At 32.0% G+C, this 22,398-nt stretch carries 21 protein-coding genes; 18 read left to right on the top strand and 3 right to left on the bottom strand.

The window, feature by feature from the left end; translation table 11 throughout:
- The first annotated feature begins 1 nt into the window (after position 1).
- The 3 genes from G6042_RS05355 (at position 2) to G6042_RS05345 (ending at position 3,930) form a co-directional block, all read left to right on the top strand.
- Complete coding sequence (locus tag G6042_RS05355) at positions 2–1,012, top strand: Gfo/Idh/MocA family oxidoreductase (protein WP_169523275.1); 1,011 nt, start codon at positions 2–4, stop codon at positions 1,010–1,012.
- Positions 1,013–1,138: 126 nt separating this feature from the next.
- Positions 1,139–1,489: a 50S ribosomal protein L19 gene (gene rplS, locus G6042_RS05350; RefSeq protein ID WP_169523274.1), complete on the top strand. Its 351-nt coding sequence runs from the start codon at positions 1,139–1,141 to the stop codon at positions 1,487–1,489.
- Between the two features lie 221 nt (positions 1,490–1,710).
- The gene (locus G6042_RS05345; RefSeq protein ID WP_169523273.1) at positions 1,711–3,930 is read left to right on the top strand and encodes an NADP-dependent isocitrate dehydrogenase; all 2,220 of its coding nucleotides are present in this window, start codon (positions 1,711–1,713) and stop codon (positions 3,928–3,930) included.
- Between the two features lie 34 nt (positions 3,931–3,964).
- Here the strand turns inward: G6042_RS05345 and G6042_RS05340 are convergent, their stop codons facing one another.
- Entirely contained in the window at positions 3,965–4,672 is a 708-nt protein-coding gene (locus G6042_RS05340) for a hypothetical protein (protein ID WP_169523272.1), read from the bottom strand.
- A 138-nt stretch (positions 4,673–4,810) separates the two neighbouring features.
- Here G6042_RS05340 and G6042_RS05335 point away from each other — a divergent pair, with 138 nt between their 5' ends.
- The 13 genes from G6042_RS05335 (at position 4,811) to G6042_RS05275 (ending at position 16,776) form a co-directional block, all read left to right on the top strand.
- Positions 4,811–7,183, top strand: a complete 2,373-nt coding sequence (locus tag G6042_RS05335) for a TonB-dependent receptor (RefSeq protein WP_169523271.1) — start codon at positions 4,811–4,813, stop codon at positions 7,181–7,183.
- Between the two features lie 4 nt (positions 7,184–7,187).
- On the top strand, positions 7,188–8,009 hold the full coding sequence (locus tag G6042_RS05330) for a DUF4249 family protein (RefSeq protein WP_169523270.1): 822 nt from the start codon (positions 7,188–7,190) through the stop codon (positions 8,007–8,009).
- 78 nt (positions 8,010–8,087) lie between these two features.
- Entirely contained in the window at positions 8,088–8,648 is a 561-nt protein-coding gene (locus tag G6042_RS05325; protein ID WP_169523269.1) for a hypothetical protein, read from the top strand.
- A 101-nt stretch (positions 8,649–8,749) separates the two neighbouring features.
- Positions 8,750–9,415 carry a thiamine diphosphokinase gene (locus G6042_RS05320; protein ID WP_169523268.1) on the top strand — a complete coding sequence of 222 codons (666 nt, stop codon included), beginning with the start codon at positions 8,750–8,752 and terminating at the stop codon, positions 9,413–9,415.
- A 123-nt stretch (positions 9,416–9,538) separates the two neighbouring features.
- Positions 9,539–9,961: a thioredoxin family protein gene (locus G6042_RS05315; protein WP_169523267.1), complete on the top strand. Its 423-nt coding sequence runs from the start codon at positions 9,539–9,541 to the stop codon at positions 9,959–9,961.
- A gap of 9 nt (positions 9,962–9,970) precedes the next feature.
- On the top strand, positions 9,971–10,903 hold the full coding sequence (locus tag G6042_RS05310) for an FAD:protein FMN transferase (RefSeq protein ID WP_169523266.1): 933 nt from the start codon (positions 9,971–9,973) through the stop codon (positions 10,901–10,903).
- A gap of 6 nt (positions 10,904–10,909) precedes the next feature.
- Positions 10,910–11,119 (top strand): DUF4266 domain-containing protein, encoded by a 210-nt coding sequence (locus G6042_RS05305; RefSeq protein WP_169523265.1) that lies wholly within the window; start codon positions 10,910–10,912, stop codon positions 11,117–11,119.
- Positions 11,120–11,137: 18 nt separating this feature from the next.
- Positions 11,138–12,340 carry a DUF3570 domain-containing protein gene (locus tag G6042_RS05300; RefSeq protein ID WP_169523264.1) on the top strand — a complete coding sequence of 401 codons (1,203 nt, stop codon included), beginning with the start codon at positions 11,138–11,140 and terminating at the stop codon, positions 12,338–12,340.
- Positions 12,341–12,454: 114 nt separating this feature from the next.
- On the top strand, positions 12,455–13,408 hold the full coding sequence (gene rlmF / locus G6042_RS05295) for a 23S rRNA (adenine(1618)-N(6))-methyltransferase RlmF (protein WP_169523263.1): 954 nt from the start codon (positions 12,455–12,457) through the stop codon (positions 13,406–13,408).
- Between the two features lie 37 nt (positions 13,409–13,445).
- Positions 13,446–13,664: a hypothetical protein gene (locus tag G6042_RS05290; protein ID WP_169523262.1), complete on the top strand. Its 219-nt coding sequence runs from the start codon at positions 13,446–13,448 to the stop codon at positions 13,662–13,664.
- Positions 13,649–13,954 (top strand): type II toxin-antitoxin system RelE/ParE family toxin, encoded by a 306-nt coding sequence (locus tag G6042_RS05285; RefSeq protein ID WP_169523261.1) that lies wholly within the window; start codon positions 13,649–13,651, stop codon positions 13,952–13,954. The genes G6042_RS05290 and G6042_RS05285 overlap by 16 nt, the downstream gene beginning before the upstream one ends.
- Positions 13,955–13,993: 39 nt before the next feature.
- The gene (gene uvrB / locus G6042_RS05280; protein ID WP_169523260.1) at positions 13,994–15,982 is read left to right on the top strand and encodes an excinuclease ABC subunit UvrB; all 1,989 of its coding nucleotides are present in this window, start codon (positions 13,994–13,996) and stop codon (positions 15,980–15,982) included.
- Positions 15,983–16,074: 92 nt separating this feature from the next.
- Positions 16,075–16,776 carry a hypothetical protein gene (locus G6042_RS05275; protein ID WP_169523259.1) on the top strand — a complete coding sequence of 234 codons (702 nt, stop codon included), beginning with the start codon at positions 16,075–16,077 and terminating at the stop codon, positions 16,774–16,776.
- A 101-nt stretch (positions 16,777–16,877) separates the two neighbouring features.
- Here the strand turns inward: G6042_RS05275 and G6042_RS05270 are convergent, their stop codons facing one another.
- The gene (locus G6042_RS05270) at positions 16,878–17,762 is read right to left on the bottom strand and encodes a hypothetical protein (RefSeq protein WP_169523258.1); all 885 of its coding nucleotides are present in this window, start codon (positions 17,760–17,762) and stop codon (positions 16,878–16,880) included.
- Between the two features lie 101 nt (positions 17,763–17,863).
- Here G6042_RS05270 and G6042_RS05265 point away from each other — a divergent pair, with 101 nt between their 5' ends.
- Positions 17,864–18,901: a formimidoylglutamase gene (locus G6042_RS05265; protein WP_169523257.1), complete on the top strand. Its 1,038-nt coding sequence runs from the start codon at positions 17,864–17,866 to the stop codon at positions 18,899–18,901.
- A gap of 70 nt (positions 18,902–18,971) precedes the next feature.
- Complete coding sequence (locus G6042_RS05260; protein ID WP_169523256.1) at positions 18,972–20,225, top strand: DEAD/DEAH box helicase; 1,254 nt, start codon at positions 18,972–18,974, stop codon at positions 20,223–20,225.
- Here G6042_RS05260 and G6042_RS05255 read toward each other — a convergent pair.
- Positions 20,222–22,375, bottom strand: coding sequence for a response regulator (locus tag G6042_RS05255; protein ID WP_169523255.1), 2,154 nt, complete (start codon positions 22,373–22,375; stop codon positions 20,222–20,224). The genes G6042_RS05260 and G6042_RS05255 overlap by 4 nt on opposite strands.
- Between the last annotated feature and the right edge of the window lie 23 nt (positions 22,376–22,398).

Raw genomic sequence — 22,398 nt, 5'->3', positions numbered from 1 at the left:
AATGGAAAAACCAATTGTAACTGCATTGTTGGCTTATGGAATGTCGGGAAAAGTATTTCATGCGCCATTTTTAGCAACAAATTCAGGTTTTGAATTGTATGGCGTTTTAGAACGAAACGATAAAAAGGCAGTTTTAGATTATCCAAAAATTAAAAGTTTTGCGTCGATTGATGATTTACTTTCGGATGAAACGATTGAACTTATAGTGGTAAACACGCCAAACAACACTCATTTTGACTATGCGAAGCAAGCTTTAGAAGCCAACAAACACGTGTTAATCGAAAAACCAGCAACTTCTACCGTCGAAGAGTTTGAAACGCTTTTGTCTATTGTTGAAAAAGTAAATAAGAAAGTTTTTGTATATCACAATCGTCGTTGGAGCAGCGATATTTCATCGGCTAAAAAAATAATCGAAAGCGGAAAATTAGGCAAAATCATTGAAGTTCATCTTCGATTTGACCGCTATCGTTCAGCCATCGGAGTAAAATCTTTTAAAGAAAATCCATTACCAAGTAGCGGAATCTGGTATGATTTGGGTTCGCATTTAATTGATCAAGCCATTTCAATTTTTGGAAAACCAATAAAAAACTATGCTTATAAAAACAGTTATCGCGAAAATTCTCAAGTTGATGATTTTGCTTTTATGCACATAGAATTTCCAAACAAAGTAAACGTTTTTATTACCACTAGCATGTTGGTTGCCGATGCACAAGCTGGAATAATTATCCATGGAACAAAAGGAAGTTTCATCAAGGAATTTTGCGACGAACAAGAAAATCAATTAGTAAATGGAATGTCTCCAATTGATGCCAATTTTGGAATTGAAAAACCAAATAAAGAAGGTAAATTGACTTATTTCGATGAAAATAACGAACAAATTACCGAGCTTGTCGCTTCTGAAAAAGGAGATTTTAACCAACTTTTTAATGAGTTGCATCAAAGCATCCGATATAACAAATCATTTTCAATTGATAACCAGCAAATTATCGAGCAATTAAAATTACTTATTTGAGAAAAAATAATTCTCAATTCATGATTCATATTTCATAATTATTTTTTAAGTTTGCACCCACATTTGACCAACCTCTGGCGAAAACCGTGAATGTTGCTCAGATTTTTAACCATAATAGTCAAAAAAATGGCAAATTTAGTAGATTTCGTTAACAACGAATTATCAACAAGAAAAGATTTCCCTGAATTCGGAGCTGGTGATACAATCACTGTTTACTACGAAATTAAAGAGGGTGAAAAAACAAGAACTCAGTTTTTCAAAGGAGTTGTAATCCAAAGAAAAGGAACTGGAGCAACTGAAACTTTTACAATCCGTAAAATGTCTGGAGCTGTTGGTGTAGAGCGTATCTTCCCAGTTAACATGCCAGCTTTACAAAAAGTAGAAGTTAACCAAAGAGGTAAAGTTCGTAGAGCAAGAATCTACTACTTTAGAGAACTTACTGGTAAAAAAGCAAAAATTAAAGAAAGAAGAAGATAATTCTTTTGCCAAAATGTATAAAATCCCATTTGAATTTTCAAGTGGGATTTTTTTATATACTCAAAATTCAAACCTGTTTTTTGACGATTTACTATTTTTACGTTCACAATTTGTCAAATCCTTAATTTTAATGATTTGTATAGCAATTTTACAACTAATTATACCTCAATTTTATATATTTGCGTACCACACATTTTTTCAGAAACTAATAAACAAAAACAATGTCAGATTCTAAAATTATTTATACCATTACGGATGAAGCACCTATGCTTGCTACTCATTCATTATTACCAATTATTCAAGCATTCACAAAACCAGCAGGAATTTCAGTTGAAACAAGAGATATTTCTTTAGCAGCGAGAATTTTGTCAAATTTTCCAGAATATCTTTCTGATGATCAAAAACAATCAGACGATTTAGCTGAACTAGGAAATTTAGCAACAACTCCAGAAGCTAACATCATAAAACTTCCAAATATTTCGGCTTCAGTACCTCAATTAAAAGAAGCGATAAAAGAATTACAATCCAAAGGTTATAAAATTCCTGATTTTCCAGAAGATGCTCAAACCGATGAAGAAAAATCAGCCAAAGCAAAATACTCAAAAGTATTAGGTTCAGCAGTAAATCCAGTTCTTCGTGAAGGAAATTCAGATAGACGTGCGCCAAAAGCGGTTAAAAATTACGCCAAAAAAAATCCACACAAAATGGGTATTTGGAGTTCCGATAGTAAAACAGAAGTAGCTCACATGGAAACAGGTGATTTTTATGGAAGTGAAAATTCTACTACCATTGAAAACGATACTAAATATAAAATTGTCTTCACAAACAAAGTTGGTCAAACTCAAGTTTTAAAAGATTTAGCTAACCTAAAAGCTGGCGAGGTAATTGATAGTTCAGTAATGAATATGAATGCTTTGAAAGCTTATGCAAAAAAAACAATTTCTGATGCAAAAGCAAAAGATGTAATGCTATCTGTTCATCTGAAATCAACGATGATGAAGGTTTCTGATCCAATTATTTTTGGAGCGATTGTAGAAGCCTATTTTGAAGAAGTTTATACAAAATTTTCCGAAACTTTTAAAGCATTAGATATAACACCAGATTATGGTTTGCAAGATTTGTACAATAAAATTGCAGGACATTCTTTAGAAGAAGAAATTAAACAAGCAATTTCAGATGCTATAACCAATGGACCAAGAATTGCTATGGTAAATAGCGATAAAGGAATTACAAATTTCCATGTTTCATCTGATGTTATTGTTGATGCGTCAATGGCAGCATTAGCAAGAAATGGAGGAAAAATGTGGAATGCTGAAGGAAAAGAAGAAGATACAATTGCCATGATTCCGGATCGTTCGTATGCTGGATTTTATAGTGCTTGCATTGAAGAAATGAAGAAAAATGGTGCCTTAGATCCAAAAACTATTGGTTCTGTTCCAAATGTAGGCTTGATGGCTCAAAAAGCAGAAGAATATGGTTCGCACGATAAAACATTCCAACTTTCTGAAGATGGTTTAGTAACCGTTGAAACAGAAAACGGAACAGTTTTACTATCGCAAACTGTTTCTGCTGGCGATATATTTAGAATGTGTCAAACTAAAGATGCGCCAATTCAAGATTGGGTAAAATTAGCCGTAAACAGAGCGAAATTATCCGATACAACTGCTATTTTTTGGTTAGATAAAGATAGAGCTCACGATAGAGAAATTATCAAAAAAGTTGAAAAATATTTAAAAGATTTTGATACAAATGGACTAGATATTCGCATCATGGATGTAAAAGATGCAATGACTGAAACGTTACGAATTATAAGAACTGGCAAAGATGTAATTTCAGTTTCAGGAAATGTATTGCGTGATTATTTAACCGATTTATTCCCGATTTTAGAATTAGGAACATCTGCAAAAATGCTTTCAATTGTTCCGTTGATGAATGGCGGTGGATTATTTGAAACTGGCGCTGGTGGTTCTGCTCCAAAACACGTAGAACAATTTATTGAAGAAGGTTATTTGCGTTGGGATTCTTTAGGAGAATTTTTGGCATTGCAAGCTTCATTGGAACATTTAGCACAAACACAAAATAACTCTAAAGCGCAAGTTTTAGCTGATGCTTTAGACGAAGCCAATGCTAAATTCTTAGACAACGATAAATCTCCTGCTAGAAAAGTTGGACAATTAGACAATCGAGGATCACATTTTTATTTGGCTTTATATTGGGCACAAGCTTTGGCTAACCAAAATAACGATGCAGAATTGAAAGCTATCTTCACTCCTATTGCAAATGATTTAACTGCAAACGAAGCTTTGATAAATCAAGAACTGATTGATGCACAAGGAAAACCACAAAACATTAATGGTTATTACAAACCAGCTGAAAATTTATTAAACAACGCTATGAAACCTAGTGAGAAACTGAATGGTATTTTAGCTCAGTTAAACTAAAACTTTAAATATTTCAAATAAAAAAGACGACAATTTAGTCGTCTTTTTTTATTTCTAGCAGTTCATCAACTTTTCTTATTTTAACAATTGCTTTGTATCCTGAATTTAATGTCCATTGTTGATTGGTTACTAACTTTTCGTCCCCATCAAAAAAGGTAAATTGACCAGTGTTAGGAAAATACAACCCTGTATTTAGCGCTTCAATAAAAATAACATTTAAACCTTCCTTTAGTTGAAAAGTATATTTTTTATAACCTGAATCTAGATGAATTGCAGGAATTACTTTTTCCCCATTTAACCAAATAGAAACATTATCACCATCAATTGCACCATAATCCCTACATGCAATAAATAATTTTTCAGTTGAAACTTTGAATTCTCCAAAAAAGAAATCTCTATTTTCAACAACAGTTTCGAGACCTTCTTGCTGCAAATCTCTTTCCATTTTCTTGTTCATTCTATCGGTGTACTCTTGTGACTGGCTTTCAAATTTTTCAGTTTCCATGACACTTTTAGTTTCTTCAGGTTTTTGATTTAATAAAGAAAACTTTCCTGCTAAATTGTCTTTTTTGTCAAAAATACTCGGATATTTTATCGCACTCGATGTAGATGTTGTTGGCGAAGTTTGACCACTCGGATTTGAAATGGGCGCAATTTTTAGCGTTTTTTTTGGCAACTCAAATTGAGTATAACCATTAAAAACTGCCAAACCAAAACATAAAATAGATAATCGTGCCTTCATATTTCAAAATAAATTTCTGATTTGTAAAAATACCTAATTAAATGAAAACTAGTCATTTTTATTAACCAAATATTAACAAATGATTATGACCAAGTAACCCTTTTTATTAAGAATTTTGTAGTACTAACATCCAATTTTATGCCAAAAAACTTTCTCACGCTTTTTTTGTCTATTTTTTTCTCGATAACTGCATTTTCGCAGGAGAAATTTACACTCAGTGGAATTATTTCGGATGGTTCCAATAAAGAAACTTTGATTGGTGTTTCCGTTTTTGTTGAAGAAACCAAAACTGGAACTGTAACGAACGAATATGGTTTTTACTCGATAACCTTGCCTAAAGGCGATTATACCGTTTCGATAAGTTATGTTGGTTATCAAAATTCATCCGAAAAAATAAGTCTAACCCAAAACATAAAAAAGAATTTTCTACTTTCTGAAAGCAGTAAAATTCTTGACGAAGTTGTAATTATTGACAACAAAAAACGCATCGACATCAGAAAACCCGAAATGAGTGTCAACAAACTGACCATTCAGGAAATCAAAGAAATGCCAGTTATTTTTGGTGAAGTTGATATTATTAAATCTATTTTAACCTTACCAGGTGTTACTAATGCTGGCGAAGGACAATCGGGTTTTAACGTTCGTGGCGGTGGCGCAGATCAAAATTTAGTTTTGCTAGACGAAGCTACTATTTATAATTCTTCTCACCTTTTTGGACTTTTTTCCGTTTTTAATCCCGATGCTATTAAAGATTTAAAATTGTATAAAGGCGGAATTCCAGCTCGTTATGGCGGAAGATTATCTTCTATTTTGGATATTTATCAAAAAGAAGGAAACAAAAACGACTTTCACATGAATGGTGGAATTGGTTTAATTTCCAGTAGAATTCTTGCCGAAGGTCCAATTGTAAAAGATAAAGGTTCTTTTGTTGTTGCCGGAAGAGCTTCGTATGCACATCTTTTTTTGAAATTAGTTGACAATCCAAACTTGGCGTATTTTTATGATTTGAATACTAAATTAAGTTATTCGCTAAACGAAAAAAACAACATTTACCTTTCAGGCTATTTTGGAAGAGATGTTTTTCAGTTGAACGATAGTTTTGTCAATACGTATGGAAATTCGGTGCTGAATTTCCGTTGGAACCACTTATTTTCGGATAAATTATTTTCTAATTTATCGATGATTTACTCTGATTATTACTATGGATTAAAATTAGACATCATCGGTTTCAATTGGGATAGCGGCATCAAAAACTACAACATCAAATATGATTTAAAACATTACATTTCAGATAAATTCAAATTAACCTACGGAATTCAATCGCATTATTATGATTTCAATCCGGGAAAAATTGAACCAACGCGTCCCGATTCTGGAATTAATGCTGATCAATTGGATAAAAAATATGCTTTGGAAAATTCGATTTACATCGATGCGGAACATCAAATCACTAAAAATTTAACCTTTTCCTATGGACTTCGCGGAAGCTCGTTTCTTCGATTAGGTCGGCAAACATTGAATACGTATGCCAATAATCAACCCGTGACTTTCAACCAAAATTTCCAAATCTATGAAAGTGCTGAACCTATCGGAACAATCAGTTATGGAAAAAATCAAACGATTGCCAAATTTGACAATCTTGAACCACGTTTTGCGGTTTCTTATGCTTTAAACGACGACCAATCGATTAAAGCGAGTTATAATCGAATGACACAATATTTGCATTTGATTTCCAATACGCAATCGCCAACACCATTGGATGTTTGGGCACCCAGCGATCAATATTTAAAGCCACAACTACTCGACCAAGTTGCTGTTGGTTATTTCCAAAATTTCAAAGACGATGAATATTCACTAGAAACTGAAGCATTTTACAAAACCATCAAAAACCGTGTAGATTATATTGATGGTGCCAATTTAATTGCAAACGAAGCTATCGAAAGAGTGGTTTTAAACGGAAATGCTCGAGCGTATGGTTTAGAAGTTTTGTTCCGAAAAAATACTGGTCAATTTAAAGGTTGGCTTTCATATACACTTTCCAGAACCGAACAACAAGTTGAAGGCAGAACGCCACTTGAAACCGGAATTAATAATGGCGATTGGTATAAAACAGGTTTTGATAAAACCCATAATTTATCGGTAGTTGCTAATTATAAATTGAATGAAAAATGGCGATTTGGTGCGAATTTTATTTTCCAAACTGGACAACCAGTAACGTTTCCTGATGGACAATATGAATATGAAGGAATTACTGTTCCAAATTTTAGTTCAAGAAACGAAAATAACTTGCCTTCCTATCATCGATTGGATGTTTCGGCAACACTAACTCCGAGAAAAAATAAAGGTCGAAAATGGCAAAGCGAATGGGTTTTTGGAATTTATAATATCTACAACCGAATGAATGCAGCGTCGATTACGTTCAGACAAGACAAAGAAACCGCTTCAAACGAAGCCATTCGATTATCAATATTTGGATTTGTACCAAGTGCAACCTACAATATCAAATTTTAAACATATGAAAAAGTTATCCTATATAAGTTTCCTACTGATTTTGATTGCTTTCACTTCGTGTGAAAAAGTAATTGACGTTAATTTACAAAATGGCGAACCACGATTGGTTATCGAAGCTTCCATCAATTGGTTTGCCGATACTGACGGAAGTGAACAGCACATAAAACTTTCGACTACAACCGATTATTTTTCAAATACTATTCCGCCAGTTAGTGGCGCAACGGTTTTTATAACCAATAGTTCATCTCAGGTTTTTACTTTTGTTGAAGAAGAAACTGCCGGAATTTATAAATGTTATGATTTTGTTCCTGTTGTAAACGAAACCTATACTTTAACCGTTATCCACGAAGGCGAAACCTATACTTCTACCGAAAAACTTTTAAACACGCCAGTTATTACAAGAGTGGAACAAAAAGACGATGGCGGAATTCTAGGTCAAGATGTAGAAGTAAAATTCTTTTTCAATGATTTAGTGAACGAAACAAACCATTATTTTTTAAAAATAAATGATCCATATAAAGTCATTCCTGAATATGGCGTTCTTGAAGACAAATTCTTTGAAAACAACGAAATGTTTGGTTTGTATTTTAGCGAAGATTTAAAAGCTGGCGACACATTAAAATTCACTTTAAATGGCGTTACTTTAAACTATTACAATTACATGAACATACTTTTGGCACAAACTGGAACCAACAGTGCTGGACCATTTTCTACACCAACAGCTACAACTAGAGGAAATATTGTAAACCAAACTAATTTTGATAATTTTGCTTTAGGTTATTTCCGATTGAGTAAAACCGAGGTTAAAGAATATGTTATTGAATAGATTTATTTCAAAATAATTGTTCATTGATGAATACCTTATCTCAGAACTTACTTATATTTGGATTTAATATCATATTTTATGAAAGCCCGAGTAAACATTGAAAATATCACAGGGATTCAAGAATTTAATCTTGAAGCCGATATTATTCCTAGAATTGGTGCTGCCAATATTAGTTTTAAAAATTCTATTTCAGATTTTGAACCAGTTATCACAGCGAATTTTTTTGATAATCATAAAACTAAAATCAAGCATGAAATCGACAGCAAAAACATATACATAAGTCTAAGTTCTGAAAAAAAAGAATTTGAAATAAATATTGATTTACTATCTGGAAAAATTGTTTCAATGACGTGTAGAAAAGGATACAAAGGGAAACTTTTCAAAGATTATGGAATTGGAAATAAAATGAGTGAATTACTAAACGCAAATAAAAACATCTACTTTGACTTAGATCATAATTTTTTTGTGAATTATCCTTTTGATGGACTAATCATATACGCTCCAAGTTATGAATTAGCACAGGAGATATTTAACGCTACTGTCGAAGAAAAAATTATTCCTGATTTTATAATAGAAGCTATTGAAATAATAGATATGGAATTTGCTGAAAAAATATATTCAGGAACACTTATCTATTAAATCAAAGAACATATAAGAAACGTTTGAAGCAAGGTGTATCTTTATTGCAAATTCAAATCAATTTCTTTTTAAAATTTAATTATTTCAAATCCAAAATCCAAATGTCATCACACCACATCGTTCGCGACGACCAAGAACCAGCATTAATCATTGCTAATGGTGCCGAATGCAGCAACGAACTCTTAGGTCAACTTTTAGAATGGTCGCCAATTGTGATTGTGCTTGACAGTGCAATGGAACGAGTAGTAAACTTGGGCATCAAAGTTGATGTGTTGTTAGGCGATTTTGATGGCGATTTTAATCCCGAAATTTATAAAGAAAAACAGTTTCCTCTAGAAATTGTTCATACGCCAAATCAAGACAAAACTGATTTGGAGAAAGCATTTGATTATTTAATAGAAAAAGGACACAAAGCAGTAAATGTGATTTGGGCAACCGGAAAACGTGCCGATCATACCATTACAAATATTACAAACATTGTAAGTTATCGCAATAAACTCAAAATTGTTATTCTTGACGACCATTCCAAAGTTTTTTTATTACCCAATAAATTTGAAAAATGGTACACTAAAAATACGCCAATCTCATTAATTCCTATTGGAAAAGTAAGCGGAATTACAACTCAAAATCTATTTTATCCACTAAAAAATGAGGAACTTACAATAGGTTATAGAACTGGAAGTAGTAATCATGCAACCGAAGATGGAATTGTAAAAATCGAACATACCGAAGGTGATTTATTACTCATGGAATGTTGGGACAATTAATTTTTTAACATATGTTTATGCAGACTAAAAATAAATAATCGTTCCTAATCGAAAGTTAAGAATTCTTTTTAATATCGAATTAAAATTAGAAGTACTTTTATTCTACTTTTAACTCGTACCCCGATGAAACATTATCTTCTAATCTGCTTGTTTTCAATAACTCAGATTTCTTTCAGCCAACAAGTGAATACACTTGAGAGTTCTTTAACAAAGGCCAAACAAGAGCACAAAAAAGTTTTACTCTATTTTTCCGGTTCCGATTGGTGCGCACCTTGTATCAAATTCAAAAAAACATTCATTCAAAACGAAGCTTTTCAATCCTTTGCTTCTGAAAATTTGATCGTTGTCAATGCTGATTTTCCTCGTTTGAAAAAAAATGCATTATCAGCAGAACAAACAACCGAAAATGAAAAGCTAGCCGATAAATACAATGCAAACGGGATTTTTCCGTTAGTACTTGTATTGGATGAAAATGGAAAAGTCATAAAGAAATGGGAAAAAATACCCGAAGAAACTATCGATACCTTTTTAGCACAACTTAAATAATTTTCAACGATGCCTTCGTTTAAAAAAACAGCTCGATTAATGGGAAACCAATTTGAGTTTACGGTAATTACCGCAAATGAAAATGAGGCAGAAAAACTATTTGAAGTTGCTATTACCGAAATTCAACGGATTGAAAAGTTACTGACTACTTTTTCTAACGATAGTATTACGGCAAAAATCAATGAAATGGCAGGAATTCAAGCTGTTGAAGTTGACGATGAAGTATTTCAATTAATTAAACGAGCACAATTTATTTCCAAAATAACACAAGGTGCATTCGATATCAGTTATGGAAGTTTGGATAAAAAGTTTTGGAATTTCGATTTACAAATGACATCACTTCCTAATCCGAATGAAGCTAAAAAATCAGTTGCCTTAATCAATTATGAAAATATTATTCTGGACGAAACCAATCAAACTGTTTTCTTAAAAAATAAAGGCATGCGAATTGGTTTTGGTGGAATTGGAAAAGGTTACGCTGCTGAAATGGCAAAAAAGAAACTCATAGAAGCCAATGTAGAAAGTGGAATTGTAAATGCTTCAGGCGATTTATCAGCTTGGGGATTTCAAGAAAATGGTGAACCTTGGACGATTGGCATTGCTGATCCAAACCAAAAAAATGCCATTTTTTCGGCTTTTAAAATTACCAATCGTGCTGTTGCCACTTCGGGTAATTATGAAAAATTTGTCATAATTAACAATAAAAAATATTCACATACAATTGACCCAAAAACCGGTTATCCTGTTTCTGGAATAAAAAGCGTTACCATTTTAGCCGAAAATGCCGAAATCGCAGATGCCTTAGCAACTCCTGTTACTGTTATGGGAATTGAAATTGGATTAGATTTTATCAATCAGCTGAAAAACATTGGTTGTATCATCATTGACGACAATAACAAAACCTATTTTTCTAACAATATTACAATAACTAAAAACCATTAAAAAATTATGAAAAAACTTGCGATGGCTTTATTTCTTGGGTTCGCATTGCATTCCTGCGAATCGGTAAAGGAATATCAAAAGTCAAAAATCAATGATGCCGAAATGGCATTAACTGCTAAAAAAACTGAAAAGTTTGAAAATACTTTCCAGTTGTATCGTGAAGCCAGCTCTGGAGCCAATGGTGGAAAAACCGGCGGAGGTTGTGGTTGTAATTAATCTTTGCATCTGTAAATCATGAAAAAAAGACTGATTACTGCCGCTTGTTTGGCTTTTCTATTTTCTCATCAAGCGAAAGCACAAACTGATAGTATTACTTCAGGTTACAAAAAGCAAAAACTTAAAATTGAGGAAGTTAATTTTATTTCGAGTTACTATACTCAAAACGGAAATAATTCTGCGGTTACTGGTGGTGAAGGAACCGAAAAACTGACAGATATTGCAACCAATTTTGAAGTAATTTTATCCAAAAGAGATTCCAGAAACAATTTACATTCTCTTGATTTTAATTTAGGAATTGACAGTTATACTTCAGCTTCATCTGATAAAATTGATCCGAGCACGGTTTCTTCAGCGTCTTATCAAGACATTAGAATTTATCCTTCGGCAAATTATTCTTATACCAATGAAGAAACAAAAACTGTTTTAAACGGAGGACTTTCTTTCTCTGCTGAATATGATTATTTCTCAATTGGTGCAAATGTTGGTTATACTAAAACTTCCAAAGACAACAATCGGGAATTTTCGATTAAAGGAATGGCGTTTTTTGATACATGGAAAGTCATTTTGCCTATCGAACTGAGGAATAATCCCTCGGATAATGAAGCCAAAAACAACGATTCGAAACCTCGAAATTCTTATAATTTAGGATTAACTTTCTCGCAAGTTATCAATAAAAATTTCCAAATGGCATTTTTGGCCGATATTGGTTATCAGGAAGGTTTATTGGCAACAAAATTCAATCGTGTTTATTTTCAAGATTTCTCTGTTGCTTCTGAAAAATTACCGAGTACGCGATTTAAAATTCCGGTTGGAGTTCGCGCCAATTATTTTCTTGGAGACAAAATTGTTTTACGCAATTTTTATCGTTATTATATTGATAATTGGGGTATTAGTTCACATACTATCAGTTTGGAACCAACATACAAATTAACGGCATTTTCAGCTTTGTCATTGCCTTATCGTTTTTATCAGCAAAGTGAGGCAAAATATTTCAAAGCTATCAATCAACATTTACTTGGCGATGAATATTACACCAGCGATTATGATTTATCAAAATTTACCAGTCACATGATTGGTTTGGGTTATCATCTTACGGATAGTAACAAAGGTATTTTTCACATAAAACGAATTCATAGCTTAGATTTACGTTATGGTTATTATACCAGAAACAACGGTTTGAATTCTCATATTATCACTTTAGCCTTGCAATTCAAATAGTTAACAAATTATTTTTAATTCATTACAAGCCATTGCGACATTCAAAATCACAATGGCTTTTTATTTTGCCCAAATCATTCTCTTTCCATATATTTGATATAGAGAAATGACAAAATGAAGAATACTAAAAGTCCAGAAAAAACTACTTTACATCCAAGAAATCCACATCGATTTAGATATGATTTTGATACCTTAATTCAAAGTTTTCCTGAGTTAAAACAATTTGTTTTCAACAACGAACATGGTTCAAATACTATCGATTTTGCCAATCCCGAAGCGGTAAAAGCATTAAACAAAGCTATTTTAATTTCAGATTATGATATCGAATATTGGGATATTCCTAAAAATTATCTTTGTCCGCCAATTCCCGGAAGAGCAGATTATATTCACTATTTAGCCGATTTATTAGCCAATTCTAATAACGGAATTATTCCCGAAGGAGAAAATATTGTTGGATTGGATGTTGGAATTGGTGCCAATTGTATTTATCCAATCATTGGAAATCATGAATACCATTGGAGTTTTGTTGGAACTGATATTGATGAAAATGCACTCCAAAACTGCAAAAAAATCATTGGTAACAATCCACATTTGATTGAAGCCATCAGTTTACAATTGCAAGTTGAACCTCGATTTATTTTCAAAAATATCATTTTGCCCGAAGATAAATTTGCTTTTACCATTTGCAATCCGCCATTTCATGCATCACAAGACGAAGCAACAAAAGCAGCATTACGAAAAGTAAATAATCTTGAAAACAAAAAATCTAATAAGCCAGTTTTAAATTTTGGCGGACAAAACGCCGAACTTTGGTGTACTGGTGGCGAAATTGGCTTTATTACTCAAATGATTTATGAAAGCGTAAAATATCCGTTGCAAGTGTTTTGGTTTACTACTTTAGTTTCTAAAAAAGACAATTTAAGAAGCATTTACAAAACCTTAAACAAAGTTGGAGCCGTTGAAATCAAAACAATAGAAATGGCTCAAAGTCAAAAAATAAGTCGTTTTGTAGCGTGGACTTTCTTAAGTGAAAAGCAACAGAAAGACTGGAAGTTTAACATTGATTGATGCTTTTTTTATTAAATTTGTATAAACTATTTTCATCATGAGCACAATTGAATTAAAAAACTTGGTGATTTCTAAGATATCAGAAATTAACGATGAAGCATTTTTGGCTGCAATAAACACAATTTTGGATAGTAAATCTGAAAGTGTTGAGGATTATAATTTGGATTTAAAAAAATCTGAAGATGATATTGCACAAGGAAATGTTTCAACTCATGATCAAGTTTTAGAAAAAATAGCTCAATGGAAAAAGAGATAATTTGGACACAAACTTCTCAAAATCAATTAGAAGATATTTATTTTTATTTACTTGAAGAAACTAAAAGTTTTGAAATTGCCGATAAAGTAGTTGATACATTAATAGTTTCGGTAGAAATTCTTAAAAGCAATTGGGAAATTTATGAAGTTGATGAAATGCGAGTTCCAATTGATGAAAATTATAGAGCTTTTGAAAAATTTAGTTATAGAATTTCATATAAAATTGATTTTGACAAAATCTATGTACTTAGAGTAAGACATACAAGTAGAAATCCGAAATTTTATCGATAAGCAAGTCTGCTTATTAACAGTTTCAATCGAAATTACCTCATGAAATTCCAAGTCATATCCGATTACAAGCCAACAGGCGATCAGCCACAAGCCATTGAAAAACTTTCAAACGGAATTCTAAATGGCGAAAAATACCAAACTTTATTAGGAGTTACTGGTTCGGGAAAGACATTTACCGTTGCTAATGTAATTCAGAATGTTGAAAAACCAACTTTAGTTTTGGCACACAACAAAACTTTGGCGGCACAATTATATTCCGAATTCAAACAGTTTTTTCCAAATAATTCGGTGCAATATTTCGTTTCTTATTACGATTATTACCAACCGGAAGCGTTCATTCCTGTGACTGGAACTTATATTGAAAAAGATTTATCAATTAATGATGAATTGGAAAAACTTCGTTTAAGTACAACTTCTGCTCTACTTTCCGGTCGTCGTGATATTATTGTTATTTCCTCTGTTTCTTGTCTTTATGGAATTGGAAATCCAGTGGAATTTCAGAAAAATGTAGTTTCGATAGAAAAAAACCAAATCATTTCTCGAACCAAATTACTGCACAAATTAGTCCAAAGTTTATATTCCAGAACCGAAGCCGATTTTACTCCGGGGAATTTCAGAATTAAAGGTGATACGGTCGAAATCTTTCCTAGTTATGCTGACGAACCTTTTCGAGTACACTTTTTTGGCGATGAAATAGAAGAAATAGAAGCTTTTGATGCCAAAACATCTTCGGTTATTGAACGCTATGAAAAACTAAATATTTATCCCGCCAATATGTTTGTGACTTCGCCTGATGTTTTACAAGCAGCCATTTGGGATATTCAACAAGATTTGGTTAAACAAGTCGATTATTTCAAGGAAATTGGTAAACATCTTGAAGCCAAACGATTGGAAGAACGCACCAATTTCGATTTAGAAATGATACGCGAACTCGGTTATTGCTCCGGAATTGAAAATTATTCTCGCTATTTAGATAGACGTTTGCCTGGAACGCGACCTTTCTGTTTGTTAGATTATTTTCCGGATGATTTTTTGATGGTTGTAGATGAAAGTCACGTTACCATTTCGCAAGTTCATGCCATGTATGGTGGCGACAGAAGTCGAAAAGAGAATTTGGTGGAATATGGTTTCAGACTTCCGGCAGCGATGGACAATCGTCCGTTGAAGTTTGAAGAATTTGAAAGCATGCAGAATCAGGTAATTTATGTTTCGGCAACGCCAGCTGATTATGAATTGCAAAAATCAGAAGGAATTTATGTAGAGCAAGTTATTCGTCCAACAGGATTACTTGATCCAATTATAGAAGTTCGACCGAGCTTAAACCAAATTGACGATTTAATTGAAGAAATTCAGCAACGTTGCGAAGTAGATGAACGTGTTTTGGTCACGACTTTAACCAAAAGAATGGCGGAAGAATTGACCAAATATTTGACTAAAGTTTCCATTCGTTGCCGTTACATTCATTCGGATGTTGATACTTTGGAACGTGTAGAAATTATGCAAGATTTGCGTAAAGGTTTGTTTGATGTTTTGATTGGTGTAAACTTACTTCGTGAAGGTTTGGATTTACCCGAAGTTTCGTTGGTAGCGATTTTGGATGCTGACAAAGAAGGTTTTTTACGAAGTCATCGTTCTTTGACGCAAACGGTTGGTCGTGCTGCGAGAAACGTAAATGGAAAAGCCATTATGTATGGTGATAAAATCACGGCTTCGATGCAAAAAACCATTGACGAAACCAATTACCGCAGAGAAAAACAAATCAATTACAACACCAAACACAATTTAGTTCCAAAAGCGTTGAATAAAAGTTTGGGAAGTGCTTTGGCTGGAAATTCAGTTTCAACACAATATTATGAAAACCAAGTTTTAAAAGCTGCCGAACCGGAAAGCGAATATTTATCAAAACCCGAAATTGAAAAGAAAATTCGTGAGAAACAAAAAGCTATGGAAAAAGCTGCCAAAGATTTAGACTTTATGCAAGCCGCAAAATTGCGTGATGAAATTAAAGCGTTGCAGGAGAAAATATGATTTTTGACAAATAAAAGAGTTTTGTATATTTGAGTTAGTCACAATTTTACTTAAAAAAACATAAAAATGGTTTTCATAATAGTTTCAAAAAAATGACAGAAAAAATAGAAAGAATATTAAAAGTAATTCCCCTAATTTCAATTATAATTTTATTGAGTAGCTTAATAAAAAATTATATATATTATGAATACTTTGGAATAAATATAAATGAATTCATAAGTTTGAGTGAATTTCCATTATTATTTATTAGTGAAATTAAAATCTATTTGATATTTACAGGTTTACTATTTGCTGTATTACCTTTTATATATATAAGAAATTATACACAAAAAAAATTTGGAGAAAAAAACTTTACTTATAGTTTAACAAAAACATTTACTACTATTTTTATATTAGTCTTTCCTGTAAAAATAATTTTAATTCTATTCACTGAAAAAGATATTTTAATAATAATTGATCAATGTCAAAAATCATTAATTTTATTTTTTGTCTCAATATTATTTGTTCTAAAAAAAGAACCTATTTTTTTGAATAAGTTATATCTATTTTTTTGTGTTTTATCATTATTCATTTTTTCTGTTACAAAAGCTTATATAGACATTGAAAAAATAAAAAGAAATAAACCTTATTACAATATCGAATTTGTATTTGAAAATAAAATCTACAAAACGAAAAAAAACTACATCTTTTTGGGGAAAACTCATGAAAATATATTTATTTATAATTTAAAGAATAATTACACTGAAGTTTACAATTTAAAAGAAGTAAAATTTTTTAAAATAAAAAAATCATAACTAAAATGTAATTGTTACACAATTTAGAATGCACAAATATTAAAAAAAATCCGATGAAAAATTTCCATCGGATTTATTAATTAACCTTACATTTTAATTTATTATCTCAAAGAGAAACTGCTTTTTGAAACCAATTCGCCTTTGTCAAAAACATTTACAAAGTAAGTTCCTTTGGCAAAATCTTTTCCTGGTAATTGTTCTTTTACGTTAACTGTTTTATTTTCATAGTTTACAGTTGTAGTAAAACTGTAGGTTAACGAAGTTTCACCAAATGAAATCGTTGCTTTATCGCCAAGTACATTATTTTTAGCATCAATTACTTGAACATAATATACTTTGTCACCTGTTTTTGCAATTGCATTTTCAGCAATAGTAAAACTAATTTGAAGTAAATCAGCACGGCTTGCTTTATCCGTTTCAATTTGTTTTCCTGAACTTCTTTGTTTGTAAGCCGCAGTTTTTAGGTTTGTTACACTTAACTTCTGCCCTTTTTCAACTGTTTTTGCTAATTCTTCGTTTTGACCAACCAATACTTGATTGTACTTTTTAGAATCTTCCAAAACTACGTTTGTACTGTCAATTGTAGAAGTAAGCTGCTGATTTTTAACTTTCAGTACGGCAACTTCTTCCATCATGTTTTTCATCTTGACTTCCAATGCTGCATATTGCTGTTTGTATTTTGACAAAGAAGCAACATCGCCTTTCGATTTTTTTAGTTCTTCCATCAATTTGGTAACTTCATCACGAGCTTCGATTAATTCGTCTGACATTGACGTGTTTTCGGCAATAGCTGCATCATAAGATGATTTTAACGCTGCCAAATCCTTTAAAACAGCTTCTTTATCAGATTTTGTCGTGGTAACAACAGTTTGCATCTCTTTGGCTTCCGAAGTTAATTTGAAGATATAAAACAAACTACCGATTAACAATACTGATAATACCGCTATTATCGCTTTTAATTTAGAATTACTGTTTTGATTTTCCATAATTTATAGTTTTTGATATAACAAAAGTAAATAATATTTAAAGTTACTAACGTTGCTTATGCAATTATATTATATTTTTGGGAAAAATTTAACGTCTAAAAATGGATAATTTAATTCCTTTTTCAATTTCCGATTTGGCAAAAGTTACGAATCACAGAAGTGGTGAAGTAAAATTCGGAGAAAAAATGCTTACTATTCCAAAAGGTGAAAATTGCATTGAGTTTTTAAAAAAATGTGAAGCAAAATATGTACTTCTTGGAATTCCAGAAGATGTTGGCGTTAGAGCAAATTATGGTCGTCCAGGCGCAGCTTCAGCATGGGAAAGTACCATAAAAAGCATTGCCAATATTCAGCACAATCGTTTTTGTAAAGGAAGTCAAATTATAGTTCTTGGCACTTTGGATTTTAAAAATCAAATGGATGAAGCCGAAAATTTAGATTTCAACGCAACCAATGATAGAAAACGATTAAGCGAACTAGTCAATCAAATTGATAAAGAAGTCGTTCATACCATCACGTCTATCGTAAAAACTGGAAAAATTCCAATTATTATTGGCGGCGGACACAACAATGCCTACGGAAATATCAAAGGAACAGCACTTGCTCACGGAAAACCTATCAATGCCGTAAACTTTGATGCTCACTCTGATTTCAGAATTTTGGAAGGAAGACACAGCGGAAACGGATTTTCGTATGCATTTGAAGAAGGTTTCTTGAAAAAATATTTCATTTTTGGTTTACACGAAAATTATACGTCCAAAAATGTTCTTGATATTCTAAAGAAAATGGAAGATCGCGTTACTTATAATACCTATGACGAAATTAAAGTTCGCCAACAAAAAAACTTCCAACAAGAACTCAATACAGCTTTGGATTTTATCAAAAATGATGCATTTGGTATTGAAATTGATTTAGATTCATTGCCAAATATTGCCAGTAGTGCAATGACTTTAAGCGGTTTTTCTATTGAAGAAGTTCGTCAGTTTGTTTACTTTTTTGGCAAACATAAAAATGCAAGTTATCTTCATATATGCGAAGGCGCGCCAGAACTTGGTGAAGAAAAAAACAATCATCTTATCGGAAAACTAATTGGTTACCTTGTGACGGATTTTATCAAATCTAGAAAAGACATTATTTAATCTGCTGAAATCAATTCGTTTTAAAAAACCTATCTTTGCCACGGCTTACAATTAATCGTGAGCAATTTTTATGTTATTCGAAGATTTATCATTATCCAAAAGTATTCAAAGAGCCGTTTTTGAAGAAGGATATACTAGCCCAACCCCAATTCAAGAAAAAGCTATTCCATTTATTTTAGCTGGAAAAGACTTGGTTGGTTGCGCACAAACTGGAACCGGAAAAACGGCAGCGTTTGCCATTCCAATTATACATAACTTACATAAAATTGTAGGTTCGTCCAAAAAGACAAAACAAATTCGTTGTTTGGTTGTTACGCCTACGCGCGAATTGGCAGTTCAAATTGGTGAAAGCTTCGATACGTATGGAAAATATACTAATTTGAGACAACTAACCATTTTTGGTGGCGTTTCTCAAGTGCCGCAAGTTGACCAACTAAAAAAAGGAGTTGATATTTTAATTGCAACGCCAGGAAGATTATTGGATTTACACAAACAAGGTTTTGTTGATTTTGATCATTTACATTTTTTGGTTCTTGACGAATCCGATTTGATGCTTGATATGGGTTTTATCAATGATGTGAAAAAAATCGTGAAACTCGTTCCAACCAATAGACAAACGCTATTATTTTCGGCTACAATGCCAATGGCTATTCGTGAATTGGCCGATAGTTTCTTAACAAAACCCGAATATGTTTCGGTTACGCCAGTTTCTTCTACTGCCGAAATCATTCAGCAACAAGTTTATTTTGTTGACAAATCAGATAAACGCGGTTTGTTATATCATTTGATTAGAAATGAAAATCTGAGTAATGTTTTGGTTTTTGTTAGAACCAAACACGGTGCTGATAACGTAGTTAAAGCTTTGAAAAAGCAAGGTGTAAATGCCGAAGCTATTCATGGCGATAAATCGCAAACGGCGCGTCAACGAGTTTTAGACAGTTTTAAAAATAAAGAAATTACCGTTTTAGTTGCTACCGATATTGCCGCTCGAGGCATTGACATCGAAAGTTTACCTTATGTTATCAATTTTGATTTGCCTAATATTCCAGAAACCTATGTTCACCGAATAGGAAGAACTGGTCGAGCTGGAAACGGTGGAATATCAATTTCATTCTGCGGAAAAGACGAAGAAGTTTACTGGAAAGACATTCAAAAATTGATTAAAGTAAATGTAAAAACGATTAAAGATCATCCGTTTCCTTGGAAAGAGACTGTTCCAAATCCAGATGCAAAACCTGATTTGAGAAACAAAAAGAAACAAAACGGAAAGAACAACTCAAGAAAATCGGAAGCTTCAAAGAAAAACAAAAAACGCTGGTATTAATCAGCGTTTTCTTTTTTAATAATTTGATTAGAAATTATTTGATACAGTTTTGTTGGCTCAAATGGTTTTATTAAAATATCGTTCATTCCAGCAGCAATTGCTTCTTCTGAAACTTCTTGTTTATCAAATGCTGTTAAAGCTATTACAGGTATTTGAATTCCTTTTTCTCTAATTTTTTTAGTAGTTTCAAATCCGTTGATTAATGGCATGTTGATATCCATCAAAATTAAATCAAAATGTTCTCGTTCTATGGCAACCATTGCAGCATAACCATCATCAACAATCGTGCAATTCATATTACTATTTTGAATGATTTTCTTGGTTACTATTTGGTTGATTTTATTGTCTTCTACAACCAAAATATTGTAAACATAATTTGACGATAAATCAACTTCAATGTTATTAATTATCTCTCGTGATTTTTCTTCGTTGTACTCAAATCCAATAGTAAAACTAAACGTTGTTCCCACATTTTCTTGGCTTTCTAAATGAATTTCACTTTTAAACAATTCTATCAAACTCGTAACAATTGATAGTCCAAGTCCTGTACCTTGATAATCTTCTTCTCGCCTTTCTATTTGAACAAATTTGTCAAAAATTTTGCCTTGATGTTCTTTTGGAATACCAATTCCGTTGTCTTTTACTTTAAATTCAATGTTATAAATTGTATCGTTAACATTTTTCAAATCAGCGGAAATAATTACTTCTCCATTTTTGGTAAATTTCAAAGCATTACTAACCAAATTCATAATAATTTGAGACAATCTCAGTTTATCTCCAATTAAAAATTCAGGAATTTCAGTATCGATTTCTACTATAAGTTTGTTGTTGTTTTTATCAGCAATATATTCAACTGAATTACATATGGTATTGATTTCATCAGATAAATTGAAAATCAAACTTTCCAGAACGATTTTCTTTTCTTCGATTTTATTAATCTGAAGAATATCGTTTACTAATGATAATAAATATTTAGCAGAAAATTTGAGTGATTTTAGATGTGGACTGTTATTTAGTTCTTTGTGTTCGTCCAAAATAATATTGGTAATTCCAATTACACCATACAAAGGAGTTCTTAATTCGTGAGTAATTGTTGAAACAAATTGCGATTTTAACAACGATGCTTCTTCTGCTTTTTCTTTGGCTATTTTTAATTCCTCGTAGGCTTTTTTTAATTCCTCGTTGGCTTGTTCTCTAAATTTAATGTTTTTATATAATGTTAATAACAGTAGTAATAATATTATAATTCCTATGATAAAAAGGATTACCACTAATTTAGAGTCTCTTACTACTTTTTGATTTCGCTCGTTTTCCTGTTCAATTCGTTCCAACTGAATTCGATGTTCGTCAAGCTCAATATGCAATACTTGACTTTTAAGTTTACTCACTTTATCATCAGAAAAAACAATGCCATTTATTGAATCTATTTTAGCTTCATATAATTTTTGATTTGCCAAATCATTATTCAGCTTATAATGTTTTGATAGATTTTCATAAATATTGGTAATATAGGATATATAATCATTATCCTTAGCAATTTTCAATGCTTTAGCATAATAATCTTCTGCTTTTTGCTTTTGCTTACTTTGCGATGCTTCAATACCTAGCAAAATATACACCGACATTTTTGCATCCTCGGAACCATTTTTTAAAATACCATTTTTAATCCTAGCGATTTCTCTTTTCCCTTGTTGCATACTATCAATAGAAAAATAAGCACTTGCAAGATTAAGTTTGGTATAAACTATTTGGGAAGAATCTTTTACTTTTTCGGCAAATTTCAATGCTTTTTTATAGTACTCAATTCCTTTTGGAACATCAATTCCGTTGAAGTAATAAACGCTACCCAAATTACCATAAATCCAATTGTTTAGGGTATCATTTTTAACTTCAGAAGTGTATCGTAGAGCTTTATGATAAAATTGAATCGCTTTTTCTGTCTCAGAACATTCGTCATAAATCACTCCAATTGTATTGTATGATTGCGCAATGTATAGATTGTCATTTATTGCAAATGAATTTATCAAAGCAAACTTTGAAAACTCTAACGCTTTATCATAATTAGTGTTGTTAAACTCACTAACTGCGCTTTGAATATATTTTTTTATTTCATCTTTTTCCTTTTTATAGCTTTCTTGAGAAAATGACATCCCAAAAAGAAAGATAAATGCTA

The sequence above is a fragment of the Flavobacterium solisilvae genome, from assembly GCF_012911605.1.
Classification (GTDB): Bacteria; Bacteroidota; Bacteroidia; order Flavobacteriales; family Flavobacteriaceae; genus Flavobacterium; species Flavobacterium solisilvae.
The sequence above is the reverse complement of the archived record's forward strand: the minus strand, read 5'-3'. Positions and strand labels throughout refer to the sequence as shown.

What these genes read in the sequence shown, in the direction of transcription:
- G6042_RS05355 (WP_169523275.1), top strand. Translation starts at nt 2, where the DNA reads ATGGAAAAACCAATTGTAACTGCATTGTTGGCTTATGGAATGTCGGGA.
- rplS (WP_169523274.1), top strand. Translation starts at nt 1,139, where the DNA reads ATGGCAAATTTAGTAGATTTCGTTAACAACGAATTATCAACAAGAAAA.
- G6042_RS05345 (WP_169523273.1), top strand. Translation starts at nt 1,711, where the DNA reads ATGTCAGATTCTAAAATTATTTATACCATTACGGATGAAGCACCTATG.
- G6042_RS05340 (WP_169523272.1), bottom strand. Translation starts at nt 4,672, where the DNA reads ATGAAGGCACGATTATCTATTTTATGTTTTGGTTTGGCAGTTTTTAAT.
- G6042_RS05335 (WP_169523271.1), top strand. Translation starts at nt 4,811, where the DNA reads ATGCCAAAAAACTTTCTCACGCTTTTTTTGTCTATTTTTTTCTCGATA.
- G6042_RS05330 (WP_169523270.1), top strand. Translation starts at nt 7,188, where the DNA reads ATGAAAAAGTTATCCTATATAAGTTTCCTACTGATTTTGATTGCTTTC.
- G6042_RS05325 (WP_169523269.1), top strand. Translation starts at nt 8,088, where the DNA reads ATGAAAGCCCGAGTAAACATTGAAAATATCACAGGGATTCAAGAATTT.
- G6042_RS05320 (WP_169523268.1), top strand. Translation starts at nt 8,750, where the DNA reads ATGTCATCACACCACATCGTTCGCGACGACCAAGAACCAGCATTAATC.
- G6042_RS05315 (WP_169523267.1), top strand. Translation starts at nt 9,539, where the DNA reads ATGAAACATTATCTTCTAATCTGCTTGTTTTCAATAACTCAGATTTCT.
- G6042_RS05310 (WP_169523266.1), top strand. Translation starts at nt 9,971, where the DNA reads ATGCCTTCGTTTAAAAAAACAGCTCGATTAATGGGAAACCAATTTGAG.
- G6042_RS05305 (WP_169523265.1), top strand. Translation starts at nt 10,910, where the DNA reads ATGAAAAAACTTGCGATGGCTTTATTTCTTGGGTTCGCATTGCATTCC.
- G6042_RS05300 (WP_169523264.1), top strand. Translation starts at nt 11,138, where the DNA reads ATGAAAAAAAGACTGATTACTGCCGCTTGTTTGGCTTTTCTATTTTCT.
- rlmF (WP_169523263.1), top strand. Translation starts at nt 12,455, where the DNA reads ATGAAGAATACTAAAAGTCCAGAAAAAACTACTTTACATCCAAGAAAT.
- G6042_RS05290 (WP_169523262.1), top strand. Translation starts at nt 13,446, where the DNA reads ATGAGCACAATTGAATTAAAAAACTTGGTGATTTCTAAGATATCAGAA.
- G6042_RS05285 (WP_169523261.1), top strand. Translation starts at nt 13,649, where the DNA reads ATGGAAAAAGAGATAATTTGGACACAAACTTCTCAAAATCAATTAGAA.
- uvrB (WP_169523260.1), top strand. Translation starts at nt 13,994, where the DNA reads ATGAAATTCCAAGTCATATCCGATTACAAGCCAACAGGCGATCAGCCA.
- G6042_RS05275 (WP_169523259.1), top strand. Translation starts at nt 16,075, where the DNA reads ATGACAGAAAAAATAGAAAGAATATTAAAAGTAATTCCCCTAATTTCA.
- G6042_RS05270 (WP_169523258.1), bottom strand. Translation starts at nt 17,762, where the DNA reads ATGGAAAATCAAAACAGTAATTCTAAATTAAAAGCGATAATAGCGGTA.
- G6042_RS05265 (WP_169523257.1), top strand. Translation starts at nt 17,864, where the DNA reads ATGGATAATTTAATTCCTTTTTCAATTTCCGATTTGGCAAAAGTTACG.
- G6042_RS05260 (WP_169523256.1), top strand. Translation starts at nt 18,972, where the DNA reads ATGTTATTCGAAGATTTATCATTATCCAAAAGTATTCAAAGAGCCGTT.
- G6042_RS05255 (WP_169523255.1), bottom strand. Translation starts at nt 22,375, where the DNA reads ATGTCATTTTCTCAAGAAAGCTATAAAAAGGAAAAAGATGAAATAAAA.